At 60.7% G+C, this 22,454-nt stretch carries 20 protein-coding genes; 14 read left to right on the plus strand and 6 right to left on the minus strand.

What is annotated here, in order from left to right:
• The first annotated feature begins 33 nt into the window (after positions 1 to 33).
• The 5 genes from M8997_RS02815 to cobO are packed head-to-tail and all read left to right on the plus strand — an operon-like array spanning position 34 to position 6,728.
• Positions 34 to 744, plus strand: coding sequence for a CbtA family protein (locus M8997_RS02815; RefSeq protein WP_250013449.1), 711 nt, complete (start codon positions 34 to 36; stop codon positions 742 to 744).
• On the plus strand, positions 744 to 1,268 hold the full coding sequence (gene cobU, locus M8997_RS02820) for a bifunctional adenosylcobinamide kinase/adenosylcobinamide-phosphate guanylyltransferase (protein ID WP_250013450.1): 525 nt from the start codon (positions 744 to 746) through the stop codon (positions 1,266 to 1,268). Before M8997_RS02815 ends, cobU begins: the two co-directional genes overlap by 1 nt.
• 4 nt (positions 1,269 to 1,272) lie before the next feature.
• Positions 1,273 to 2,325, plus strand: a complete 1,053-nt coding sequence (gene cobW / locus M8997_RS02825) for a cobalamin biosynthesis protein CobW (protein WP_250013451.1) — start codon at positions 1,273 to 1,275, stop codon at positions 2,323 to 2,325.
• 12 nt (positions 2,326 to 2,337) lie between these two features.
• On the plus strand, positions 2,338 to 6,063 hold the full coding sequence (gene cobN / locus M8997_RS02830) for a cobaltochelatase subunit CobN (protein WP_250013452.1): 3,726 nt from the start codon (positions 2,338 to 2,340) through the stop codon (positions 6,061 to 6,063).
• Between the two features lie 26 nt (positions 6,064 to 6,089).
• Positions 6,090 to 6,728, plus strand: a complete 639-nt coding sequence (cobO, locus tag M8997_RS02835) for a cob(I)yrinic acid a,c-diamide adenosyltransferase (protein WP_250013454.1) — start codon at positions 6,090 to 6,092, stop codon at positions 6,726 to 6,728.
• Positions 6,729 to 6,730: 2 nt separating this feature from the next.
• On the opposite strand, the gene M8997_RS02840 is transcribed toward cobO, so the two are convergent.
• Positions 6,731 to 7,525, minus strand: coding sequence for a TSUP family transporter (locus M8997_RS02840; protein ID WP_250013456.1), 795 nt, complete (start codon positions 7,523 to 7,525; stop codon positions 6,731 to 6,733).
• A 155-nt stretch (positions 7,526 to 7,680) separates the two neighbouring features.
• Between M8997_RS02840 and M8997_RS02845 the strand changes: the two genes are divergently transcribed.
• The 3 genes from M8997_RS02845 to cobM are packed head-to-tail and all read left to right on the plus strand — an operon-like array spanning position 7,681 to position 9,268.
• Complete coding sequence (locus M8997_RS02845; RefSeq protein ID WP_250013458.1) at positions 7,681 to 8,109, plus strand: TerB family tellurite resistance protein; 429 nt, start codon at positions 7,681 to 7,683, stop codon at positions 8,107 to 8,109.
• Entirely contained in the window at positions 8,109 to 8,501 is a 393-nt protein-coding gene (locus M8997_RS02850; protein WP_250013460.1) for a cobalamin biosynthesis protein, read from the plus strand. The genes M8997_RS02845 and M8997_RS02850 overlap by 1 nt, the downstream gene beginning before the upstream one ends.
• Positions 8,502 to 8,512: 11 nt before the next feature.
• Positions 8,513 to 9,268 carry a precorrin-4 C(11)-methyltransferase gene (cobM, locus tag M8997_RS02855; protein WP_250013462.1) on the plus strand — a complete coding sequence of 252 codons (756 nt, stop codon included), beginning with the start codon at positions 8,513 to 8,515 and terminating at the stop codon, positions 9,266 to 9,268.
• On the opposite strand, the gene M8997_RS02860 is transcribed toward cobM, so the two are convergent.
• Positions 9,247 to 10,011, minus strand: a complete 765-nt coding sequence (locus tag M8997_RS02860; RefSeq protein WP_250013465.1) for a cobalt-precorrin-6A reductase — start codon at positions 10,009 to 10,011, stop codon at positions 9,247 to 9,249. The two genes, cobM and M8997_RS02860, sit on opposite strands and share 22 nt — an antisense overlap.
• Positions 9,998 to 11,113: a cobalt-precorrin-5B (C(1))-methyltransferase gene (locus tag M8997_RS02865; RefSeq protein ID WP_250014374.1), complete on the minus strand. Its 1,116-nt coding sequence runs from the start codon at positions 11,111 to 11,113 to the stop codon at positions 9,998 to 10,000. The genes M8997_RS02860 and M8997_RS02865 overlap by 14 nt, the downstream gene beginning before the upstream one ends.
• A gap of 104 nt (positions 11,114 to 11,217) precedes the next feature.
• Between M8997_RS02865 and cobA the strand changes: the two genes are divergently transcribed.
• From cobA to cbiB, 4 genes are read left to right on the plus strand one after another with little or no spacing between them, the layout of a single operon-like run.
• A complete protein-coding gene (gene cobA, locus M8997_RS02870) occupies positions 11,218 to 12,054 on the plus strand; it encodes a uroporphyrinogen-III C-methyltransferase (protein WP_250013467.1) in 837 nt (278 codons plus the stop codon).
• Positions 12,051 to 13,346 carry a cobyrinate a,c-diamide synthase gene (locus M8997_RS02875; protein ID WP_250013469.1) on the plus strand — a complete coding sequence of 432 codons (1,296 nt, stop codon included), beginning with the start codon at positions 12,051 to 12,053 and terminating at the stop codon, positions 13,344 to 13,346. Before cobA ends, M8997_RS02875 begins: the two co-directional genes overlap by 4 nt.
• Complete coding sequence (cobD, locus tag M8997_RS02880; protein WP_250013472.1) at positions 13,347 to 14,372, plus strand: threonine-phosphate decarboxylase CobD; 1,026 nt, start codon at positions 13,347 to 13,349, stop codon at positions 14,370 to 14,372.
• A 14-nt stretch (positions 14,373 to 14,386) separates the two neighbouring features.
• A complete protein-coding gene (gene cbiB, locus M8997_RS02885) occupies positions 14,387 to 15,367 on the plus strand; it encodes an adenosylcobinamide-phosphate synthase CbiB (RefSeq protein WP_250013474.1) in 981 nt (326 codons plus the stop codon).
• On the opposite strand, the gene M8997_RS02890 is transcribed toward cbiB, so the two are convergent.
• The 3 genes from M8997_RS02890 to M8997_RS02900 are packed head-to-tail and all read right to left on the minus strand — an operon-like array spanning position 15,368 to position 18,639.
• Entirely contained in the window at positions 15,368 to 16,141 is a 774-nt protein-coding gene (locus tag M8997_RS02890; protein WP_250014375.1) for an ABC transporter permease, read from the minus strand.
• A gap of 47 nt (positions 16,142 to 16,188) precedes the next feature.
• Complete coding sequence (locus tag M8997_RS02895; RefSeq protein ID WP_250013477.1) at positions 16,189 to 17,136, minus strand: ABC transporter permease; 948 nt, start codon at positions 17,134 to 17,136, stop codon at positions 16,189 to 16,191.
• Between the two features lie 24 nt (positions 17,137 to 17,160).
• On the minus strand, positions 17,161 to 18,639 hold the full coding sequence (locus tag M8997_RS02900) for an ABC transporter substrate-binding protein (protein ID WP_250013480.1): 1,479 nt from the start codon (positions 18,637 to 18,639) through the stop codon (positions 17,161 to 17,163).
• Between the two features lie 192 nt (positions 18,640 to 18,831).
• Here M8997_RS02900 and M8997_RS02905 point away from each other — a divergent pair, with 192 nt between their 5' ends.
• Together M8997_RS02905 and M8997_RS02910 are read left to right on the plus strand one after the other, a co-directional pair.
• A complete protein-coding gene (locus tag M8997_RS02905; protein ID WP_250013482.1) occupies positions 18,832 to 21,687 on the plus strand; it encodes a molybdopterin oxidoreductase family protein in 2,856 nt (951 codons plus the stop codon).
• Positions 21,684 to 22,451, plus strand: coding sequence for a 4Fe-4S dicluster domain-containing protein (locus tag M8997_RS02910; RefSeq protein WP_250013484.1), 768 nt, complete (start codon positions 21,684 to 21,686; stop codon positions 22,449 to 22,451). The genes M8997_RS02905 and M8997_RS02910 overlap by 4 nt, the downstream gene beginning before the upstream one ends.
• The last annotated feature ends 3 nt before the right edge of the window (positions 22,452 to 22,454 follow it).

Genomic DNA, 22,454 nt, shown 5'->3' on the forward strand with positions numbered 1-22,454 from the left:
CGGCACAATCGTATTCCGATGGGGACTGAAACCATGTTGGTAAAATATCTTCTGGCTACGATCGTGGCCGGATTGTTCGCCGGTATCCTTCTCACGCCGGCCATGTATGTCCGAAACGTACCTCTGATCCTGCACGCCGAACAATTCGAAGGCGAGGGCGGGCATTCGCACGAATCGGACCATGCGGCGCAGGGTGCCGCTGCGACGCCGCATGAACACGCCGAGGAGGCGGGGGCAGAACTCCCGTTAGGACGCCTTGGCAATACCTTGCTGATCAATCTCGTTGCGGGTGCGGGCTTTGCACTGGTGACCGGCGCCGCCGCCCTGTTTCTCGGCCGTCGCATCACGTTGCAGAACGGCGTCTATTGGGGGCTGGCAGGGTTCTTCATCTTCAACTTCGCACCCGCTTTCAGCCTTGCGCCGGAACTGCCCGCAATGCCTGCGGCCGATCTCGCGGCGCGTCAGACATGGTGGCTGGTCACAGTTCTGCTCACGGCCGGCGGCCTCTATCTGATCGTGCTTAAAGATTTCATCTGGGCGAAGATCGCCGGCATTGCGCTCATCGTCGCGCCTCATCTCTACGGCGCGCCCGAGCCCGATAATCTCACCTCGCCGGTTCCGCCGACGCTGGCATCGGAATTTGCCGTATCGACGCTGGCGACGAACCTCTTCTTCTGGGCCGTACTCGGTATCTCGCTGGGCTGGCTCCTGCAGACTTACGCTCAATCGGAGCTTGAAGTCTGATGCATGAACTTGATCGCGGCTGCACGCTCGTGCTTGGCGGCGCGCGGTCCGGCAAGTCGAGCTTCGCCGAAGGACTAGCCGAAAGTTCGGGCAAGCGCTGCGTCTATATCGCAACCGGGCGTGCCTGGGATGAGGAGATGACGCAGCGTATCGCGCTTCACCGACAAGGACGTGGCGCTTCGTGGGTGACGGTAGAAGAGCCGCTCGATCTCGTTGCGGCGCTGGAGGCGAATTGCGGGGCGGAGAATGTGGTTCTCGTCGATTGCCTGACGCTATGGCTGACAAACCTCATGATGGCTGAAAAGGATGTGGACGAGGAAATTGCGCGGTTCGTCGCGCTGCTACCCAAGCTGGAAGGCGCGACGTTGCTCGTATCGAACGAAGTGGGCCTCGGCATCGTGCCGGAAAACCGCATGGCGCGCGATTTCCGCGACCATGCCGGCAGGCTCCACCAGGCGGTGGCCAAGGTAGCCGCGAGTGTTTATTTTCTGGCAGCCGGGCTGCCGCTCAAAATGAAGGGATAATGAAATGCAGGGGCACAAGATTCCGGCGACGGTAATCACTGGTTTTCTAGGATCGGGCAAGACGACGATGATCCGCAATCTGCTGGAAAACGCAGATGGCAAGCGTATCGCGCTGATCATCAACGAATTTGGCGATCTCGGCGTCGATGGCGGACTGCTCAAGGGCTGCGGCATCGAAGCCTGCCGGGACGAGGACGTCATCGAACTCAACAATGGCTGCATATGCTGCACCGTGGCCGATGACTTCATTCCGACAATGACCAAGCTGTTGGACCGCGAGGATCGGCCTGATCATATCGTCATCGAGACGTCCGGCCTGGCACTACCCCAGCCGCTGGTGGCGGCCTTCAATTGGCCGGAAATCAAGACGCAGGTCACCGTCGATGGCGTCGTGACGGTCATCGATGCCGCTGCGGTCTCCGAGGGCCGTTTCGCAGATGATCACGACAAGGTCGATGCACAAAGGGCGCAGGACGAATCGCTCGATCATGAGAGCCCGTTGGAGGAGCTGTTCGAAGATCAGATCAGGGCGGCCGACCTTATCGTTCTCAACAAGGCGGATTTGATCAGCGAGACCGGACTGGCCAGCGTCAGAAGCGACGTGCAGAGCCGGTCGAGCCGATCGCTCAACATGGTGCCGGCAAGCTTCGGCAAGCTCAGCACACAATTGCTGCTCGGGCTCGGCGTCGGCACAGAAGAAGATATCGCCAACAGGAAATCGCATCACGAGCTTGAACATGAGGCCGGCGAGGAACACGATCATGACGAGTTCGAGAGCTTTGTCGTGGGTCTTGGCCCGGTTGCCGATCCGAAACCCTTCATCGATAAGCTTAAGGACGTGATCGCGGGCCATGATATCCTTCGTTTGAAAGGCTTCGTGGACGTGCCGGGCAAGCCGATGCGTCTCGTCATCCAGGCGGTGGGCCGGCGGATCGAGCATTATTTCGACCGGAGCTGGAATCCCGGCGAGGCGAGGGAGACGAAGCTTGTCGTCATCGGCCTGCACGATATAGACAACGCGGCCATAGAGGCGGCGATTCAGTCTGCCGCAGCCTGACGGATATCAGATATGCATTTGTTGCTGGCGCAGAAAGGCACGATTGCCGAGGGCAATGAAGCGATCGACCTCGGGCAGACCCCGGGCGATGTCGTATTTCTCTCGGCTGCCGATACGGAACTCGCCAGCCTGGCTTCGGCCCGGCGCGGCGAGGCCGGCTTTTCGCTGCGTCTGGCAAACATGATGGCATTGAGCCATCCGATGTCGGTCGATGCCTATGTCGAGCGTACTGCCCGTCACGCCCGGCTCATCATCGTCCGCATCATAGGCGGCGAAAGCTACTGGCCCTATGGGCTGGAGGCGCTGCACGCCTGCGCGGTCAATCACAAGATCATGCTTGCCGTTCTGCCCGGCGACGACAAGCCCGATCCGGGCCTCGACAGGTTCTCGACGCTCCCGCAGGCCGATCGCGACGCACTCTGGCACTATCTTCTTGAGGGAGGCGAGCAGAATTCGCGCCGTTTTCTCGACTATTGCGCTTCCCTCGTCCATGGTTCGGAGAGGCCCGAGGAGGCTTCGCCGCTGCTCAAGGCCGGACTGTGGTGGCCTGAGCTTGCAGCTCCGGCATTGGATGATGTTTCCAGACATTGGCAGGTAGGCGCACCCGTCATAGGCATCTGCTTTTACCGGGCGCTCGTACAAAGCGGACAGACCCGGCCCGTCGAGGCGCTTGTCGCGGCGCTGTTGGCGAAAGGGCTCAATCCGCTGCCGATCTTTGTCGCCAGCCTCAAGGATGCGGTGTCCGTTGCCATCGTAGAGACGCTGTTTGAACAGGCGTCTCCGGCCGTCGTGCTCAACGCGACGGGTTTTGCGGTTTCCGCACCGGGTAGCGCCCGCAAGCCAACAGTGCTCGAGAAGGACGGAGCAATCGTCCTCCAGGTCATTTTCTCGGGTTCGAGCCGCGAGCAGTGGCAGGAAGCAGGGCAGGGACTATCGGCGCGTGACCTTGCCATGAATGTCGCCCTGCCCGAGGTTGACGGCCGCGTTCTTGCGCGCGCGGTTTCGTTCAAATCCGCCCGGCAATATGACGAGAATGTCGAAGCGAATATCGTCTCGCACGAGCCGCTTGCCGATCGCGTCGAATTCGTGACCGATCTTGCCGCCAATTGGGCCAGGCTCCGCGCTTCCGCGCCGCAAGCGAGGCGCGTGGCGCTGGTCATGGCCAATTATCCAAGCCGCGATGGCAGGGTAGGCAATGGCGTTGGTCTCGACACGCCGGCCAGTACGTTGGGAATACTCGGCGCCATGCGTGAGGCGGGTTATGATGTGAGTGATCTGCCGCCGGATGGCGAGGCTCTGCTGCGGCAGCTTGGTGCAGGTCCGACCAATGCCGGGATTCGTGGCCGCGAGGTGCGTGAGACGATTTCCGTCAATGATTACAAGGATTTTTTCCGGTCGCTTCCGGAAAAGATTCAGGCCGAGGTAACGGCGAGATGGGGCGCACCTGAATCGGACCCGTACTTTATCGGCTCCAAGGGACTATTCGCGCTGCCTATTTGCAGGTTTGGCGGCACATTGGTTGGCATTCAGCCGGCGCGAGGCTTCAATATAGACCCAAAAGAGAGCTACCACTCGCCCGACCTTGTTCCGCCGCATGGCTATTTCGCCTTTTATGCCTTTCTGCGCCTTATCTATGCGGCACATGCCGTCGTTCACGTTGGCAAGCATGGCAATCTTGAATGGCTGCCCGGCAAGTCTCTTGCACTGTCGAATGCGTGCTATCCGGAGGCTGCGCTCGGGTCATTGCCTCACATTTACCCGTTTATCGTCAACGACCCGGGCGAGGGCACGCAGGCGAAACGCCGCGCTTCGGCAGTCATCATCGACCATCTGACACCGCCGCTGACGAGGGCTGAGAGCTATGGTCCGTTGAAGGACCTCGAAGCGCTGGTGGATGAATATTACGAAGCTTCGGGCGTCGATCCTCGCCGACTGGTGCGATTGAAAGCGCAGATTCTGGATCTGGTGCGGGACATCGGCCTCGATCACGATGCGGGCATCCATGGGCATGACGCCGACGATCTGGCGCTGCAGAAGCTCGACGCCTATCTCTGCGACCTGAAGGAAATGCAGATTCGCGACGGTCTGCACATATTCGGGCAATCGCCGCAGGGGCGCCTGAAGACCGACCTGATCGTCGCGCTCTCTCGAGTGTCGCGTCATTCCGGCGAAGGACGCGACAAGAGCCTGCAGCGCGCCATCGCCGCCGATCTGGAACTGGATATCGACCCGCTGGATTGCGACATGGCCGCGCCGTGGGAAGGTCCGAGGCCGGAAATGTTGCAGGCGGTGTCCGCCGATCCGTGGCGGACCAACGGCGATGTCGTCGAGCGGATAGAACTATTGTCCGCCAGCTTCGTAAGCGGCGAACTTGGCTGCCCGTATGGTTGGCTGGCAACCGCCGCGGTCCTCGAAGGGATAGAACAGGAGATTGCCCCTGCCATCGACCGTTGCGGGGCCAACGAGATCAATGGTTTGCTGGCGGCGCTGGACGGGCGCTTTGTCGAGCCGGGGCCGTCCGGGGCGCCGACGCGTGGCCGTCTCGACGTGCTCCCGACCGGCAGGAACTTCTTTTCCGTCGATACCCGCAGCGTGCCGACACCGGCTGCCTGGGCGCTCGGCCAGAAATCGGCAGAGCTTCTGGTCCGACGCTATACTCAGGATCACGGTGAATGGCCGAAATCCTTCGGCCTGACGGCGTGGGGCACCTCCAATATGCGCACGGGAGGAGACGATATCGCGCAGGCGCTCGCCCTCATCGGCGTCAAGCCTGTCTGGGATATGGCCTCCCGCCGGGTGACTGGCTATGAAATCCTGCCCGTGTCGGTGCTGGGACGGCCGCGCGTCGATGTGACATTGCGCATCTCCGGCTTCTTTCGTGATGCATTTCCCGACCAGATCGCGCTTTTCGACCGGGCGGTCCGTGCGGTTGCGAAGCTCGCCGAGGACGAAGACGACAATCCCATCGCGGCGCGCGCCAGCAAGGACCGGCAGCGGCTGCTGGCGGAAGGCGCTGACGAGAAGCTTGCAGAGCTGCGCGCCGGCTTCCGTGTCTTCGGCTCCAAGCCTGGAGCCTATGGGGCGGGGCTGCAGGCCCTGGTCGATCATGGCGAGTGGACCGAACGCGACGATCTCGCCGAAGCCTGGCTCGTCTGGGGCGGCTATGCCTATGGTGCCGGCGAAGAAGGCAAGGCGGAACGCGGGCTGTTGGAAGAACGCCTGCGCGACGTGAGCGCGGTGGTGCAGAACCAGGACAATCGCGAGCATGACCTGCTCGATTCGGATGAATATTACCAGTTCGAGGGCGGCATGGCGGCGGCGATCGAGAAGGTGGCAGGAGAGCGGCCCGCGATCTACCACAATGACCATTCGCGCCCCGAGAAACCTGTCATCCGGACGCTCGAGGAAGAGATCGGCCGGACCGTGCGTGGCCGCGTCACCAATCCGAAATGGATCGCTGGCGCGATGCGACACGGCTATAAGGGTGCCGCCGAGATGGCTGCGACGGTGGATTACATGTTTGCCTTCGCTGCGACGACGGGGGCGGTCGGCAATCATCATTTCGAAGCCGTCTATGCGGCATTCCTTGGTGATGAAGCCGTTCGGGCATTCCTGCAGGAAAAGAACCCGCATGCCTTGCGCGAGATGGCGGAGAAGCTGGAAGAGGCGGCGGCAAGGGGACTGTGGACGCCCCGGTCCAATTCGGCGCGCTACGAATTGAGCAGGCTGGCAGCTTGAGAAACAGATTCGGGAAAGACGGGTAAATGGCTGAGAAATCACAAAAACTGCAAAACATGTCGGAAGCGGAGCTCAATGAGCGTCACGCCGAGAAGATGCGCAAGAAAAAGGCGGTTCGCGACAAGATCCTGGCCACCAAGACGGACGAGAAGGGCCTGGTCATCGTCAACACCGGCAAGGGCAAGGGCAAATCGACTGCAGGGTTCGGCATCGTCTTTCGGGCGCTGGGGCATGGCATGAAGATCGGCGTCGTCCAGTTCGTCAAGGGCGCTTGGGACACGGGCGAGCGCTGGGTGCTGGAGAAATTTCCCGAGCAGGTGAAGATTTCGGCGATGGGTGAAGGGTTCACCTGGGAGACGCAGGACAGGGCGCGCGACATCGCAATGGCGCGCGAGGCCTGGGAGCAGGCGAAGACGATGATAATGGATGACGAAACCGAGATCGTGCTGTGCGACGAACTCAATATCGCCCTCCGTTACGACTATCTGCCCGTCGAAGAGATTATCGATGTGCTCCGGCAGAAGCCGCATATGAAGCACGTGATCATCACTGGCCGCAATGCCAAGGACGAACTGATCGAATTCGCCGACCTCGTGACCGAAATGGAAATGATCAAGCATCCGTTCCGGGACGGCATAAAGGCTCAGAAGGGCATCGAGTTCTGAGCCTAGCCGACTAGCGCGGTAATCCAGATGCGCAGCGGATTGTCCGTTTCGAGCAGCAGCTTTCCCGCCAGCGCCAGGCAGACGACGATCAGCAGCGGCTTGATGATCCTGGCGCCGTTTTTCATCGCCATGCCGGCCCCGACCCTTGCCCCTGCAAACTGCGCGACCCCCATGAGGATGCCGACCTTCCAATTGATGACGCCAAGCACGGCGAATGTGGCGAAACCGCCGAGATTGGAAGCAAGATTGAGCAGTTTCGTATGGGCGGTCGCCTTGAGGAGGCCATAGCCGGCGAGGGAAACGAAGCTGAGCATGAAGAAAGAGCCCGTTCCAGGGCCGAAAAGCCCGTCATAGAACCCGATGAGCGGAACGATGGTGAGACCAAAGAGAAAGGGTGTCATGCGTTGTGCCCGGTCGATATCGCCCATATTCGGCTTCACCGCGAAATAGACCGCAATTGCGACGAGCAGGATGGGCAGGAAGGCGCGCAGCACATCGCCCGGCAGAAATCCCGCCAGGAGTGCGCCGCCGACACCGCCAAGCGCAGACATGAGCGCGGAAGGCAGCTGTTTCTTCAGGTCCACATGTCCCTTCTGGGCATAGGCGATCGTCGCCGAGGCCGAGCCGAACAACGATTGCAGCTTGTTGGTGCCGAGGGATTCGACTGGCGAGAAGCCGGCGAGCAAGAGTGCAGGCACGGTCACAAGGCCGCCGCCGCCGGCAATCGAGTCGATGAAGCCTGCTGCAAATGCTGCAATTACCAGGATGAGCGGAAAATTATCGAGAAATGTAGACATTGGGCGATCCGATTTTGCGCCGGACCATAGTGGTATTTTGGCGATTGGCGAGTGGTTTCAGAGCGGCGCCGTGCAAATAAGCGGGCTGTGTGTTGTTTACGCACTTGAAACGATCGGCGGCCACTGCAATCAATCGGGAAAATGACGGGGGTATGATGAGCGAGAGCATTTTTGATCGCATATTGGCATATCTGGGCACCAAGAGCGCTGTCCAGAAAGTTGCCGATGATCCTGTTTTGACGGCCGAACTTCTCTTGTTGCTTCACATCGCCCTGGCCGATGGGAAGACGGAGAAAGCCGAATACACGGCCATATTGAAGATCGCTGCATCGGATTTCGGCATATCTCCGGAGGAATTTGGAGAAGTCGCCTCCTATCTGAAGGATTTCGGTTATGAAACCACGAGCGCGCAGGCGGCGCTGGCTTTCGCCGAGGTGCCATTCGAACGCAAGGTACTTCTTCTGCGCCATTTGCTGACGATCGCCAATGCCGATAATGATATCGACCCCAAGGAAGCGAACCTGATCCGGAAGACGGCGGAGCTGCTCGGTGTCACGCCTGAAGAACTGCACAAACCGCATTGATGAAACCCGTCTATACGCTTGGCCTTGGGTGCGAACGGGGGTGCGATCCGCTTGAACTGCGGCAGCTTGCCGAAAGGGTGCTTGCCGAAGCAGCATTGTCACCAGGGGATCTCGCCGGCGCTTTTACGATCGACCAGCGCGAACATGAGCCGGCGATCATTGCCGTCGCCGATGGTTTGGGTATCTCCTTGTCATGCTACAGTGCGGCGCAGCTGGAAGAGCAGACGCCGAAACTGCTCAATCCGTCCGATGCCGTTTTTGCGCTTGTCGGTTGTCATGGCGTAGCCGAGGCGGCCGCATTGGCTGGTGCCGGCAGGCTAGCTCGCCTCATCATCGGCAAAACCAAGTCTGCACATGGAACGGCCGCACTCGCAACCGGGTCGAGCCTTTAACGGGACATAGAATGATCGTACATTTCATCGGTGCCGGCCCCGGCGCGACAGACCTCATCACCGTTCGTGGGCTCCGGCTCATCCAGACCTGCCCGGTATGCCTCTATGCGGGGTCACTGGTTCCGGCGGAAATGCTGGCCGAGGCACCCAAGGATGCGCGCATCGTCGACACGTCGGTGCTCACCCTGGATGAGATCGTAGCCGAATTTGAGAAGGCGCAGCGGGAAGGCAAGGATGTCGCGCGCGTTCATTCCGGCGATCCTTCCATCTATGGCGCCGTAGCGGAGCAGATGCGGCGGCTGGACGAACTCGGGATCGACTACGACGTCACCCCGGGTGTGCCGGCCTTTGCGGCCGCGGCGGCGGCGCTGAAGAAAGAGCTTACCGTTCCGGAAGTATGCCAGACGATCATCCTGACACGCACTTCGATGAAATCTTCCGCCATGCCGGAGGGCGAGGATCTGGCAACGCTGGGCAAATCAGGGGCGACGCTTGTCATCCACCTTTCCGTCCGCAACATGCAGCGGATCAGGACAGAGCTGGCGCCACTATATGGGGAGGATTGCCCGGTCATCGTGGCCTACCGCGTCGGATGGCCCGACGAGCAGTTCCTGCATGGAACGTTGGCCGATATCGAGGACAAGATCAAGAATGCGGGCCTGAGCCGAAGCGCCATGATCTTTGTCGGGCGAGGGCTATCAGCCGACGGTTTTCGTGATTCAGCGCTCTATAACAAGGGCCATCATCACAGTTTGAGACCCGGCTGAGGCATCGCTTCGGCGACAAAGGACAAAATCGCGCCGATATCGGGGAGTGTGGCAATGGCGGGGCGCTGCGGCCGCTCGATCATGATGACGGGTATGGATTGTTCCCGCGCCGCCCTCAACTTCGCATAGGACTGGCTGCCGCCGGAATTGCGGCAGACGATATGGGAAATCCGCTTCTTTGAAAGCAGTGCGACCTCGTCGTCGAAATTGCCGGGCTTCGACAGTTCAAGTTCGAAATCCATCAGATCGAGCGGAGCGTCTGGCGGATCGATCATGCGGACGATGAAATGAACGTCGTTGCGGCGCGAAAACGGCGCAAGATGCTGTCGGCCCAGTGCCAGCAGGACCCGGGCTTTCGATGGGATGGCGCGGGCCGCCGCCGAACCATCGGCCACGCTGGTCCAGATATCACCGGGCCTCGGCAACCATGCGGGCCGCTCGAGCCGCGCGAAGGGAATTCCCGTTGCCTCTGCGGCAGCTATCGCGTTGTCCGAGATCTGCGTCGCGAAGGGGTGCGTCGCGTCGATCAGGATGGCGGTGCCATTGCTGCGAATATAGTCCGCCAGGCCCTGCTGTCCGCCGAAGCCACCGACGCGCGTTTCACCGGCAATGCGGATGGGATCGCTGGTGCGCCCGGCCAGCGAGGAAATGACTCGGTATCCTTGTTCCACGAGCATTTTGGCCAGGCCGCGCGCCTCCGCGGTGCCTCCGAGAACAAGGATTGGCCGCTCAGACGCGCGCAATGATCGTCCCTTTACGATCCACGACGATGATTTCGACTTCGACGGGCGCGCCCTTCAGCGTCTGCAGTGCCGTGGCCTTTGCCTTCACGGCTATTGGCAGGGCGAGGTCGATTCCATTATCTCGCGCGGTTTCAAATACTTCCTGTGCTGTGTTGGCATTTTGAATCCGCTCGATCAGCTCCGCAGGTGCGCCAAGTTCCTTTGCTTCAGCGGCAAGAAACTCCATGCTGACCTGGCTGCGGGCGGAATGCAGGTCCAGTGCGCCCTGGGCGAGTTTCGTGAGCTTGGCGAAGCCGCCGGCGATGGTGAGACGCTCGATCGGGTGGACACGCAGATATTTGAGCAATCCACCGGCGAAATCGCCCATGTCGAGCAGTGCGATCTCAGGCAGATCATATAAGGATTGCGCTGCATCCTCCGATGTTGAACCGGTCGCGCCCAACACATGTTTCAGGCCCGCTGCGCGGCAGACGTCGATGCCACGGTGAATGGAATGAATCCAGGCGGCGCAGGAGAACGGATGCACGACACCCGTCGTGCCGAGGATCGATATGCCGCCGACGATCCCCAGTCGTGGATTCCAAGTCTGTTTGGCCAGTTCTTCTCCCTCAGGCACGGAGATGGCAATCACGAGGTCCGCCGGCAGGTCGTACTGAGCACAGATTTCGTTGCAGATGTCCGTCATCATCTTGCGCGGCACCGGATTGATGGCTGCTTCGCCGGGGGCGATCGGCAGGCCCGGCAATGTCACCGTGCCTACGCCTTCGCCAGCGACAAACTGAATGCCGCTTCCGGGCGGGGCAGGAAATACCGTCGATATTATAGTTGCGCCATGGGTCACATCGGGGTCATCACCGGCATCCTTCACGATGCCAGCCATAGCGTAGCCGTCGCCGAGGGATTCGATGGCGAGCTGGAAATGCGGAACTTCGCCCTTTGGCAGGATGATCGCTACAGGATCCGGAAATTCCCCCGTGATCAGCGCCAGAAGAGCAGCCTTCGTGGCAGCCGTTGCGCAGGCGCCCGTTGTCCAGCCCCTGCGCAATGGCCGTTCATGTGTCTCATCCTGCTTGCGCAAGCCAGCATCTGCTTCATCACTCATCCGGTTCTTATAGACCAGCTTCGATCGCAGTTGCATGATTTTTGCATTATGCTCATTCATGTTCGGCGGAAATTTATGCTATGCGCCAGCAGGCGGGGTGACTTATGAGCGCGAAAGTGAAATTGCCGAAACTCGAAGCGGGTCATGTATGGCTGGTGGGCGCCGGTCCGGGCGATCCCGGGCTGTTGACGCTGCATGCGTTGAACGGCATCGAGCAGGCAGATGTGATCATTTACGACGCGCTCGTAAATGAAGACTGCCTCTCCTATGCGAACTCGGCGGCAGCGCTGGAATATGCAGGAAAGCGGGGCGGCAAGCCTTCGCCTCAGCAACGCGATATTTCGTTGCGGCTGGTCGAACTGGCTCGAGCCGGCAAGAAGGTGGTTCGCCTGAAGGGCGGCGATCCGTTCGTCTTCGGGCGGGGGGGCGAAGAGGCGCTCATGCTGGTCGAACATGGCGTGCCGTTCCGCATCGTTCCGGGAATCACGGCCGGCATTGGCGGGCTGGCCTATGCGGGCATTCCCGTTACCCACCGGGAAACGAACCAGAGCGTCACCTTCCTGACGGGGCATGATGCGAGCGGCCTCGTACCCGATGCCATGGACTGGGCAAGCATAGCAAAGGGTTCTTCCGTCATCGTCATGTACATGGCCATGAAACACATAGGCACGATTGCGGCGCGGCTCATCGCAGGCGGGCGCGCAGCGTCCGATCCCGTCGCCTTCGTCTGCAATGCCACGACCAATGTGCAGCGGGTGGTGGAAACGACACTCGCGCAGGCCGAGGCGGATGTCGAGGCAGCAGGTCTTGAGCCGCCGGCGATCGTCGTGATCGGACAAGTGGTGCGACTGCGGAGCGCGCTGGACTGGCTTGGCGCGCTCGAGGGCCGGGTGCTCACGCGCGACCCTCTCGGTACGCGCAAGAAAAGAGATACCGCATGAAGGGAATACTGATTGGCGCTCCCGCATCCGGAAGCGGCAAGACGACCATCACTCTCGGGCTTTTGCGTGCATTGCAGGACGCAGGCGCCGATGTTGTGCCGGCCAAGGCCGGGCCCGACTACATAGATCCGGCATATCATGCCATCGCTGCGCGAACGAGTTGCATCAATCTCGACCCATGGGCGATGCGCCCCGACCTGATAAGCGCGCTCGCTGCACGCCATACGGAAGGCGGCAAGATGCTGCTCGTCGAAGGGATGATGGGTCTATTCGATGGGGCGATCGACGGGCAAGGCTCGGGTGCGGATCTGGCGCAGCGGCTGCAGCTTCCAGTTATTTTCGTCGTCGATTGCGCGCGTCAGTCGCAATCCATCGCCGCGCTGGTCAGCGGCTTCAGGGATTTCCGGCGCAATGTGATGATTGGCGGACTGATCCTGAACAAGGTCGGCAGCGTCCGGCATGAAAGCCTGCTGAGGCGGGCACTGCAGCCGGTGGGAATACCGGTGCTCGGGGTGGTCCCGCGCGATGCGGGCCTGGCATTGCCGGAGCGTCATCTCGGCCTCGTCCAGGCGGGGGAGCATCAGGATATCGATGATTTCATCGCCAATGCCGGAGAAGTCATTGCCGGCGCGGTCGATTTGCAGAGCATTCGCCAGATCGCGGGACGGTGGGGGCCAAGCGAATCCATGGCCAATGTGCAGCGCGTCCCGCCTTTGGGACAGCGGATCGCCGTGGCGCGGGACAATGCCTTCGCCTTTTCCTATGCTCATCTCATCGATGGCTGGCGCAGGCGGGGAGCAGAGGTCAGCTATTTCTCGCCGCTGGCCGACGAAGCGCCGGCGGTCGACAGCGATGCCATCTATCTGCCGGGCGGATATCCCGAGCTTCACGCGGGGAGGCTGGCCGCAGCGCAGGTTTTTGGCGACGGGATTCGCGAGGCTGCCGCCCGCTCGATTCCCGTCTATGGGGAATGCGGTGGCTATATGGTGCTGGGGGAATCACTTGAGGACGCGGAAGGCAATGAGCACAAGATGCTCGGTCTGCTGCCGTTGCGGACGAGCTTTGCCAAAAGAAAGCTTCATCTCGGCTATCGCCGGCTCCAGCCTCTCCCGGGTGGCCCGTTCGCCTCGCCGCTTACCGGCCATGAGTTCCACTACGCAACGATCGTCGAGGAAGGAAGCGCCCCGCGGCTGTTCCGGGTTCGCGATGCCTTGAACGAAGATCTGGGAGAAGCGGGACTGAGAAATGGCTCGGTTTCGGGTTCCTACATGCACATTATCGACTTGGCCTGAATGAAAAAGATCGAACATGGTGGCGCGCTCGACCGCGCCATGAGCCAATATGGCGGGGTCCGCAGCGACTGGCTCGACCTCTCCACGGGCATTAATCCCGAGCCGTTCCATTTACCCGATATGAGTTCCGATATATGGAACAGCCTGCCGGACGAGGGACTTTTGACCAAGGCGTTGAACGGCGCGCGAACCTATTATGGTGCAGCACCGGCCACTGCGATCGTGGCGGCACCGGGCACGCAGGCCCTGATCCAGCTCATGCCCTGGATGAAGCCGAGCGGCGAGGTGGCCGTGGTCGGACCGACCTATCAGGAACACGAGTTTTGCTTCGCCAAGGCCGGCTGGGCAATCCGCCATTGTTCGAGTTTGCGCGAGATTCCGGTCTCTGCGGGCGCTGTTGTCATCGTCAATCCGAACAATCCCGACGGCCGAAGCGTCGATCGGGCCGATCTGTTGAAACTTGCCGAGGAAATGGCGAATCGTCAGGGTTTTCTGGTCGTCGACGAGGCCTTCGCGGACATGCATCCGGAAAACAGCCTTGCCGCCGACGCCGGCAAAAAGGGTTTGATCGTCCTCAAATCATTCGGAAAGTTCTTCGGTCTGGCCGGTTTGAGGCTTGGATTCGCCCTGACATCACCGGAGACAGGGCTATTCCTGCGGGAAAGGCTGGGCCCTTGGGCCGTATCGGGGCCTGCGCTCGCCATTGCGGCGCATGCGTTTGCCGGCGGCGAGGCGTTGGATGCCTTTGCGTCGAGACTGCAGACGAGGCGCAAGCTGCTGAGCGAGGTGCTGGCTGCGCATGGTTTGATGGAGATCGGCGGCACGGCGCTTTTCTCGCTCGTCAGGCACGAACAGGCGCACGGGCTGCATGATTCTCTGTGCAGGCAGCGCGTTCTGACCCGAAAATTCGAGCATTTCGCGGACCGTCTTCGCTTCGGCGTGCCGCTCGATCGGAACGATGCCGACAAATTGCATCTTCGTCTTACTCTTGCTTTACGAGCGGCCCAAGCTGATTGGCCGAAGTGATGGATTGGGTGCAAATGGAAATCAATCTGCTGATATTGTTTCTTGCGCTGCTGGCCGACCGATATTTCGGCGATCCCGATTGGCTCTGGCGCACGATTCCGCACCCCGTCGTGCTATTCGGCAAGGCCATCGATTTTGTCGATCACAGGTTCAATCTGGCTGCCAATACCGACCAGCAGCGTCGGCGCGATGGTTTCTTGTCGGTGCTCGCACTCTTGCTTCTGGCAGCGCTGGTTGGTGCCGTCATTCACGCCGCACTTGCCCTCATCCCGCCCTTTGGCGGGCTGGTGGAGGCGCTTGTCGTGGCAGTGTTTCTGGCACAGAAGAGCCTCGGCGATCATGTCGAGGCCGTAGCAACCGCGCTGCGCGAGGAGGGCCTGGAGGGCGCGCGGCGGGCCGTGTCCATGATCGTCGGCAGGGATACGCAAGTGCTGGATGAGGCGGCGACCAGCCGTGCCGCGATCGAAAGCCTTGCCGAAAACAGTTCGGACGGTATCGTCGCGCCGGCCTTCTGGTATGCGCTGCTCGGACTTCCCGGATTGCTCGCTTACAAGATGCTGAACACGGCCGATTCGATGATCGGTCACCTGAATGACCGGCATCGCCATTTTGGACGCTTCGCCGCGAAGCTCGACGACGTGGCGAACTGGGTGCCGGCGCGGCTCACCGGGCTTCTGATCGCAGCCGCAGCCTGTCTCGTTCACGGCGGGAGCGCGGCCCGGCAATCCTTCGACGTGATGATGCGCGATGCCCGCCTGCATCGTTCGCCGAATGCCGGTTGGCCCGAAGCGGCGATGGCCGGCGCCATCGATGTGGCGCTGGCGGGACCGCGCGTCTATGGCGGGGCGGTCGCCAACGAACCCATGCTCAACGGTGCCGGCCGACGCGATGCGGGCATAGAGAATATCGAGGATGGCCTGCATATTTTCCGCGTCGCGACGGCCATATTCACGGGCGTGGTGGCGGTACTCTTCCTTGTCGGGCTGTTGTTCTGATCAGCGGGAGGAGGCCCTCGGGTCCAGCATGTCGCGCAGCCCGTCACCGAAAAGGTTGAGCCCGAGCACCGTCGCGACAATGGCGAGGCCCGGGAATATCGCCATGTGCGGCGCCACCCCGATCATCGTCTGGGCATCGAAGAGCATGCGGCCCCAGCTTGGCATCGGCGGCTGGGTCCCGAGCCCGACATAGGCAAGGCTCGCTTCCGCAAGGATGCCGAGCGAGAACTGTATCGTCGCCTGCACCATGAGCAGGTGCGAGACGTTCGGGAAGACATGATCGAAGGTGATCCGACGGTCGCTTTTCCCGGTCGAACGGGCGGCGAGGATATATTCCCGTGGCCAGATGGAAAGCGCTGCTCCCCGCGTCGCCCGGGCGAAAACCGGAATATTGAAGATACCGATGGCGATGATGGCGTTGAGCGCACCGGGGCCGAAGACCGCCGTGATCATGATCGCGGAAATGAGGGCGGGAAACGCAAATATGAGGTCATTCAGCCGCATCAGCGCGTCGTCGATCAGACCCCGCCGCTCTGCCGCCAACAGTCCGATGGGAACACCGATGCCGATGCCGATGGCAACGGCGGCAATGGCTACCGCGATCGACGTTCGACTGCCGACCATGACCATGGAAAGAATGTCGCGGCCGAAATGATCCGTGCCCATCCAGTGTCGCATCGAGGGAGGCTGCAACTTGCTGGCGATATCGATGGCGGTCGGCGGGTAGGGTGTCCAGACGAACGAGCAGAGGGCCGTCAATCCTACGACCAGCATGATGAGCAAGCCGATCTTGAAACGGGCTGGTGATTTGCGCCAACCGTTCATCGGTCTGCCGCCAGTCTTGGATCGATCAGAGCGTAGGAACAATCCACGAGAAAATTTATCAGGATGACCGTCGCGACGAGCAGGACGACGACGCCCTCGACGACGATGAGATCCCGCTGCGTGATGGATTGGAAGACGAGCCGCCCGAGACCCGGCAAATAGAAGACGTTCTCGATGATGATCGTGCCGGCCAGCAGGAACGCGAACTGCAGCCCCAGGATCGTCACCACCGGTATGAAGGCGTTGCGAAGAGCGTGGCGGTAGAGCACCTGCGCCGGGCTCAGTCCTTTGGCGCGGGCGGTGCGAATATAGTCCTCGGCCAGGGTTTCGATCAGGCTGGAGCGCGTTATCCGGGCGAGTATCGCTGCTTGCGGCAAGGCAAGGGCAAAGGCAGGCAGCAGCAGCGATTTAAGCGCTGTCCAGGTGCCGGTCTCCCAGCCTGCAAATCCACCGGCTGGAACGAGCCGCAAGGATATGGCGAACACGTAGACGAGAAGCAGCGCCAGCCAGAAATTCGGCAGTGCTATGCCGAGCTGCGTGGCGCCCATGATGGCGGTATCTGCGGGCCGCCCGCGCCGCGAGGCCGTGAATATTCCAATGGGGATCGCGATGGCGGTAGACAGGACAAGCGACAATACCGCCAGAGGCAGCGATACGACGACGCGCTCGCGAATGAGGTCGGCGACAGGAACGGCATAGGTATAGGAGCGGCCGAAATCCCCGGTCAGCATGCCGAAAAGCCAGCTGAAATAACGCATGAACAGCGGCTGGTTCAGTCCCATCTGTTCCTGGAGAGACCGTATGGCTTCCTCCGAAGCATTCATTCCCAGCATGATGCGGGCAGGATCGCCGGGGAGGATTTCAATGAGGGCGAAGATAACCGCGCTGGCCGCAAGAAGCGTCATAAGGCTTATGAACAGACGTCTGATCGCGTAATTTGCCATCGCTGCCCAATCCGCCTGCGAGCTTCAGTCGGTCCATCTGACATTGGTCAGATCATTCGCCTGGATCGGGCCATTCTCCCAAAGCCCCTCGACGCCGGCATCCCAGATACCCGTCTTGGGAAGCTGGAACAGGAAGGCCGCAGGCATATCGTCGGCGAGAACAGTCTGTGCCTCGCGGTAGAGTTCGGCACGTTGCGCCTGGTCCGAAGTCGCGGCAATGGTCTTGATCAGTTCCTTGAAGGCCGGATTGTTGTAGTTGAAATAGTAGTCGTCACGGGCAAATATATTGAGATCGTTCGGCTCCGTATGGGATACGATCGTCAGATCGTAATCCTTGCCCTTGAACACCTGGTCGAGCCATTGCGCCCATTCCAGTGGGACGATCTGGGCTTCTATGCCGATGGCCGCGAGCTGCGCCGCGATAATCTCGCCACCGCGCCGCGCATAGACGGGCGGAGGCAGTTTCAGCGTCGTCTTGAATCCCTGCGGGTGACCCGCCTCCGCCAGCAATTTCTTGGCAAGTTCCGGATCATAGGCCGATTTGGCGGTCAGATCGGTATAGGCTGCATGGTGCGGCGGGAAGAACGAGCCTATCGGCGTCCCAAATCCGAACATTGTTCCATCGATCAGTGCCTTGCGATCGATCGCATGCGCGATCGCCTGCCGGACTTTCAATGCGTCGAATGGAGGTTTGGCATTGTTCATGCCCAGAACCGTCTCGCCTTCGGTCGTGCCGATCACCACCTTGAAACGCGGATCGGTCTGGAATTGCGGTACCGTTTCATAGCTCGGAAACACCGGAAAAGCTTGAACATCGCCGGCAAGAAGCGCTGCCGTGGCGGCGGCAGGGTCCGGTATGATGCGGAACGTCGCCTTCTCCAGCGCCGGTTGGCTGCCCCAATAGGCGGTATTGCGCAATAGTGTGATCTGCGATCCCTTGGCCCAATTGCCGAATTTGAACGGGCCTGTGCCTACGGGTCTTTCCTTGTTTGTCGCGGCCGTTTCCGGTGCCACGATCACCGCGTCTCCCCAGCCCATATTATAGAGGAAATCGCCATCCGGTTGTTTCAGCGTGATGCGCACCGTCAGCGGATCGACGATCTCAACATTCTCGATACCTTCGAACAGTACCTTCTGCGCATTGACGGATTTCGCGTCGCGGGCGCGATCCAGCGAGAATTTCACATCTTCCCCGTCGAAAGTCGTGCCATCGTGGAAAAGCACCTTGCCATGAAGCTTGAACGTATAGACCCGGCCATCGTCGGAAATGTCCCAGCTCTCCGCCAATGCAGGTAGAACTTCGCCATTCGCGCCTATCCGTGTCAGTCCTTCGAACACATTCGCATAGACGATCTCGTCTATCGCGGCAGCAGCGCCGGCGGTGGGATCGAGATGCGGCGGCTCAAGGACGACACCGAGCACCAGATCGCTCCTGGCGGCATGGGCGCTCGCCGATCCAAGGACCAGCGTCAAGGCAAGCAGCGCAGATCTCCACAACGTCATTCTACCGTTTCTCCAGTATTCGGTGCTCGTGAATCGATATGTAGCGCGTTTCGTGCTGCGAGCACAGCAGGAGCCGGATATCGATGAATCCGGCATCAAACTTTGCGCGGGAAATGTCGTTTGCGTGTTTGTAGATTGGAATTGTTCTTATAAAACTGGTGTCACAGAGTAAAGCGAGCGGGGCAGCGCGTCATGACGTCAGAACCAGATCTGACCCTAACCGAACCGGTGGGTGACGCTATTGCCAAGACCACATGCTACATGTGCGCCTGCCGCTGCGGCATCGACGTGCATCTGAAGGACGGCAAGATCCGCTATATCGAGGGCAATCGCGACCATCCGATCAACAAGGGCGTCCTCTGCGCCAAGGGCTCGGCCGGCATCATGCAGCACTATTCGCCAGCGCGGCTGCAGGCGCCTCTGCTGCGCACCGGGCCAAGGGGGTCGGGCGAGTTCAAGACGATCAGCTGGGAGGAAGCGCTGTCGCTCGCGGTCGAATGGTTGGCGCCGATCAGGGAGACGGCGCCTCAGAAGCTGGCGTTTTTCACGGGACGCGACCAGAGCCAGGCGCTGACGAGCTTCTGGGCGCAGAATTTCGGCACGCCGAATTATGCCGCGCATGGCGGTTTCTGCTCCGTGAACATGGCGGCCGCCGGGATTTATACGATCGGCGGCGCTTTCTGGGAGTTTGGCGCGCCGGATTGGGACAAGACCAAACTCTTCGTCCTGTTCGGCGTCGCGGAAGATCATGATTCGAACCCGATAAAGATCGGCATATCCAAGCTGAAAAAGCGGGGAGCGCGCTTCGTCTCGGTCAATCCGATCCGCACCGGATATTCAGCCGTGGCGGACAATTGGATCGGCATTCGTCCCGGGACCGATGGCTTGCTCATCCTGTCGATCATCCATCAATTGTTTCTCACCGGCAGGATCGACCTCGATTATCTCCAGCGTTACACGAATGCGCCCTGGCTGGTCATCGACAATCCGGGAGGAGAGGACCACGGCCTCTTCCTGCGCGACGATCTTGGCAAGGCGCTGATACGCGACCGCGGGACGGGTGCCCTGGTCAGGTTCGATGCGTTCGGGCATTCCCCCGATCTCAACGCGGACTTCGTCCTTGCGGACGGTCGCAAGGTGCGCAGCGTATTGCGGCTGATGGCCGAGAAATATCTCGATCCCAGATATGCGCCCGAGGCTGTGGCGGAGCAGACCGGGATCGATGCGGCGACCATACGAGGGCTGGCTGCGGAGATAACCCGCGTTGCCTTTGAGGAAGAGATCATCCTGCAGCAACCCTGGACGGACATGAAAGGCGAATATCACGAGGTGATGATCGGGCGGCCGGTCAGCTTCCACGCCATGCGCGGGATTTCAGCGCATTCGAACGGATTTCAGACGGCGAGGGCGCTGCACGTCCTTCAGACCATCATCGGCTCCATCGATTGCCCTGGCGGCTATCGCTACAAGCCGCCATACCCGAAACCCGCGACGGCTCACCCTCGCCCGCACGGGAAACCGGCACATGTCCAGCCCGGCAATCCGCTGGCAGGACCGCATCTCGGCTACCCCCTTGGGCCGGAGGATCTGCTCGTAGACGATCAGGGCAAGCCACAACGCATCGACAAGGCGTTTTCCTGGGAAGCTCCGCTTTCGGCGCACGGCATGATGCACATGGTGATCGCCAATGCCTGTGCCGGTGATCCCTATCCTGTGGATGTCCTGTTCCTCTATATGGCCAACATGGCCTGGAACTCGTCGATGAACACGCGCGGCACCATCCGGATGCTCGAGGAGCGCGATGAAACGACGGGCGAGTACAAGATACCGCGAATCATCTATTGCGACGCCTATTCATCGGAAATGGTGGCCTATGCGGATCTCGTCCTGCCGGATACGACCTATCTGGAGCGCCATGACTGTATCTCATTGCTGGACAGGCCCATATCGGAACCCGACGCGGTTTGCGACGCGGTCCGCTGGCCGGTACTTCAGCCAGAGCGCGACGTTCGAGGCTTCCAGTCGGTTCTGATCGATCTCGGTGCGCGCCTCGGACTTCCGGGCTTCGTCGATCCGCAGGGGCAACCGCTCTACCGCGATTATGCGGACTACATCGTCAATCACCAGCGCAAGCCCGGTATCGGACCGCTGTCCGGCTGGCGGGGTGAGGATGGACTGGACGAGGGCAGGGGACAACCCAACCAGAGCCAGCTCGACCGCTACATCGGCAATGGCGCCTTCTGGCAGAAGCATATTCCGGCCGAGGCACTCTACTTCAAGCACCACAACGCCGCCTATCAGCAATTCGCCATCGATATGGGGTTTTTCGATACGCCGCAGCCGGTGACGATACAGCTTTATCTGGAAACCCTGCAGAAGTTCCGGCTGTCGGGCGAAGGCGTGCGCGAGCCGGTGGCGCCTGAGCCATACAGGCAGCGGCTGGTGGATTATTTCGATCCCCTGCCGGACTGGTACATGCCTCTCGAAGAGCAGCAAACCGACAATTCGGTCTTTCCCTTCCACGCGCTGACGCAAAGGCCCATGGCCATGTATCATTCCTGGGGCTCGCAGAATGCCTGGCTCAGACAGATACACACCAGAAACCCGCTTTATGTTCCGGGACCGATCTGCAACGAACTCGGCCTGAGCGACGGTGATTGGGCATGGGTCATCTCCAGCCATGGCCGGATCAAATGCGAGATCGCCCGCATGGATGCGGTAAATTCGAAGACGCTGTGGACGTGGAATGCCATCGGCAAGCGCAAAGGCGCATGGGCGCTCGAGACGAACGCGCCGGAAGCCAATAAGGGCTTCCTGCTCAACCATCTCATCCATGAATTGCTGCCGCCAAAGAGCGACGGCATGCGCTGGTCCAATTCCGACCCGATCACCGGGCAGGCCGCCTGGTATGATCTGCGCGTGCGTATCGAAAAGGCCGAGCCCGGTCTTGAACTGGCCGAGCCGTCCTTTGCGCCGGTCGGGCGTCCGGCGGGCCAGGCCCGCGCGGCCAGCGAACTGCGCTATGGCCAGGAGTGGAGCAAGCAATGACCAGTCTTCCGCAGGATCGCGGTACAACCAGTCTCGGGCTGGTCATCGATCTCGACGTATGTGTCGGCTGCCACGCATGCGTCGTCAGTTGCAAGGAATGGAACACTGGCGGATATGGCAGCGCGTTGTCCGACCAGCATCCTTATGGAGACGACGTCTCGGGTACGTTCCTCAACCGCATTCACAGCTACGAGGTCGTCCCGGAAGGCGGCGAGGTGATCGGCGAGGCCGGACAGGCCCGTATCGTCCACTTTCCGAAATCATGCCTCCACTGCGAGGATGCGCCTTGCGTCACCGTCTGCCCCACCGGAGCGTCATACAAGCGCGCAAGCGACGGCATCGTTCTGGTGGACGAGACCAAATGTATCGGTTGCGGGCTGTGCGCTTGGTCCTGTGCCTACGGCGCTCGCGAGATGGATCTGGCTGCCGGCGTCATGAAGAAATGCACGCTGTGCGTGGATCGCATCTACAATGAAGCGCTGCAAGAGGAAGATCGGGTTCCGTCCTGTGTCCGTACCTGCCCGGCGAACGCTCGCCATTTCGGCGATCTTGGCGACCCGCGATCCGAAGTTTCCATCATGGTTGCCGAGCGCGGCGGCTATGACCTCATGCCTGAACAGGGCACACGGCCAACCAACAAATATCTGCCGCCGCGACCAAGAATATCCCTGGCCGACCAGCAACCTGCCATGCCGCTGGCGGAGAACACGGAAGGCGCTCGCGGTTTCTTCGCCTGGCTGGACAAGACGCTGGACCGGATCTGACGC

This window comes from Phyllobacterium sp. 21LDTY02-6, from assembly GCF_023554255.2.
Lineage (GTDB): Bacteria > Pseudomonadota > Alphaproteobacteria > Rhizobiales > Rhizobiaceae > Phyllobacterium.

Excerpts from the sequence above, each read along its gene's own strand:
- cobM (WP_250013462.1), top strand. The coding sequence starts at position 8,513 with ATGATCGTACATTTCATCGGTGCCGGCCCCGGCGCGACAGACCTCATC.
- M8997_RS02905 (WP_250013482.1), top strand. The coding sequence starts at position 18,832 with ATGACGTCAGAACCAGATCTGACCCTAACCGAACCGGTGGGTGACGCT.
- cobA (WP_250013467.1), top strand. The coding sequence starts at position 11,218 with ATGAGCGCGAAAGTGAAATTGCCGAAACTCGAAGCGGGTCATGTATGG.
- M8997_RS02910 (WP_250013484.1), top strand. The coding sequence starts at position 21,684 with ATGACCAGTCTTCCGCAGGATCGCGGTACAACCAGTCTCGGGCTGGTC.
- M8997_RS02845 (WP_250013458.1), top strand. The coding sequence starts at position 7,681 with ATGAGCGAGAGCATTTTTGATCGCATATTGGCATATCTGGGCACCAAG.
- cbiB (WP_250013474.1), top strand. The coding sequence starts at position 14,387 with ATGGAAATCAATCTGCTGATATTGTTTCTTGCGCTGCTGGCCGACCGA.
- cobD (WP_250013472.1), top strand. The coding sequence starts at position 13,347 with ATGAAAAAGATCGAACATGGTGGCGCGCTCGACCGCGCCATGAGCCAA.
- M8997_RS02840 (WP_250013456.1), bottom strand. The coding sequence starts at position 7,525 with ATGTCTACATTTCTCGATAATTTTCCGCTCATCCTGGTAATTGCAGCA.
- M8997_RS02895 (WP_250013477.1), bottom strand. The coding sequence starts at position 17,136 with ATGGCAAATTACGCGATCAGACGTCTGTTCATAAGCCTTATGACGCTT.
- cobN (WP_250013452.1), top strand. The coding sequence starts at position 2,338 with ATGCATTTGTTGCTGGCGCAGAAAGGCACGATTGCCGAGGGCAATGAA.
- M8997_RS02850 (WP_250013460.1), top strand. The coding sequence starts at position 8,109 with ATGAAACCCGTCTATACGCTTGGCCTTGGGTGCGAACGGGGGTGCGAT.
- M8997_RS02875 (WP_250013469.1), top strand. The coding sequence starts at position 12,051 with ATGAAGGGAATACTGATTGGCGCTCCCGCATCCGGAAGCGGCAAGACG.
- cobO (WP_250013454.1), top strand. The coding sequence starts at position 6,090 with ATGGCTGAGAAATCACAAAAACTGCAAAACATGTCGGAAGCGGAGCTC.
- M8997_RS02890 (WP_250014375.1), bottom strand. The coding sequence starts at position 16,141 with ATGCTGGTCGTAGGATTGACGGCCCTCTGCTCGTTCGTCTGGACACCC.
- M8997_RS02815 (WP_250013449.1), top strand. The coding sequence starts at position 34 with ATGTTGGTAAAATATCTTCTGGCTACGATCGTGGCCGGATTGTTCGCC.
- M8997_RS02900 (WP_250013480.1), bottom strand. The coding sequence starts at position 18,639 with ATGACGTTGTGGAGATCTGCGCTGCTTGCCTTGACGCTGGTCCTTGGA.
- M8997_RS02865 (WP_250014374.1), bottom strand. The coding sequence starts at position 11,113 with ATGAGTGATGAAGCAGATGCTGGCTTGCGCAAGCAGGATGAGACACAT.
- cobW (WP_250013451.1), top strand. The coding sequence starts at position 1,273 with ATGCAGGGGCACAAGATTCCGGCGACGGTAATCACTGGTTTTCTAGGA.
- cobU (WP_250013450.1), top strand. The coding sequence starts at position 744 with ATGCATGAACTTGATCGCGGCTGCACGCTCGTGCTTGGCGGCGCGCGG.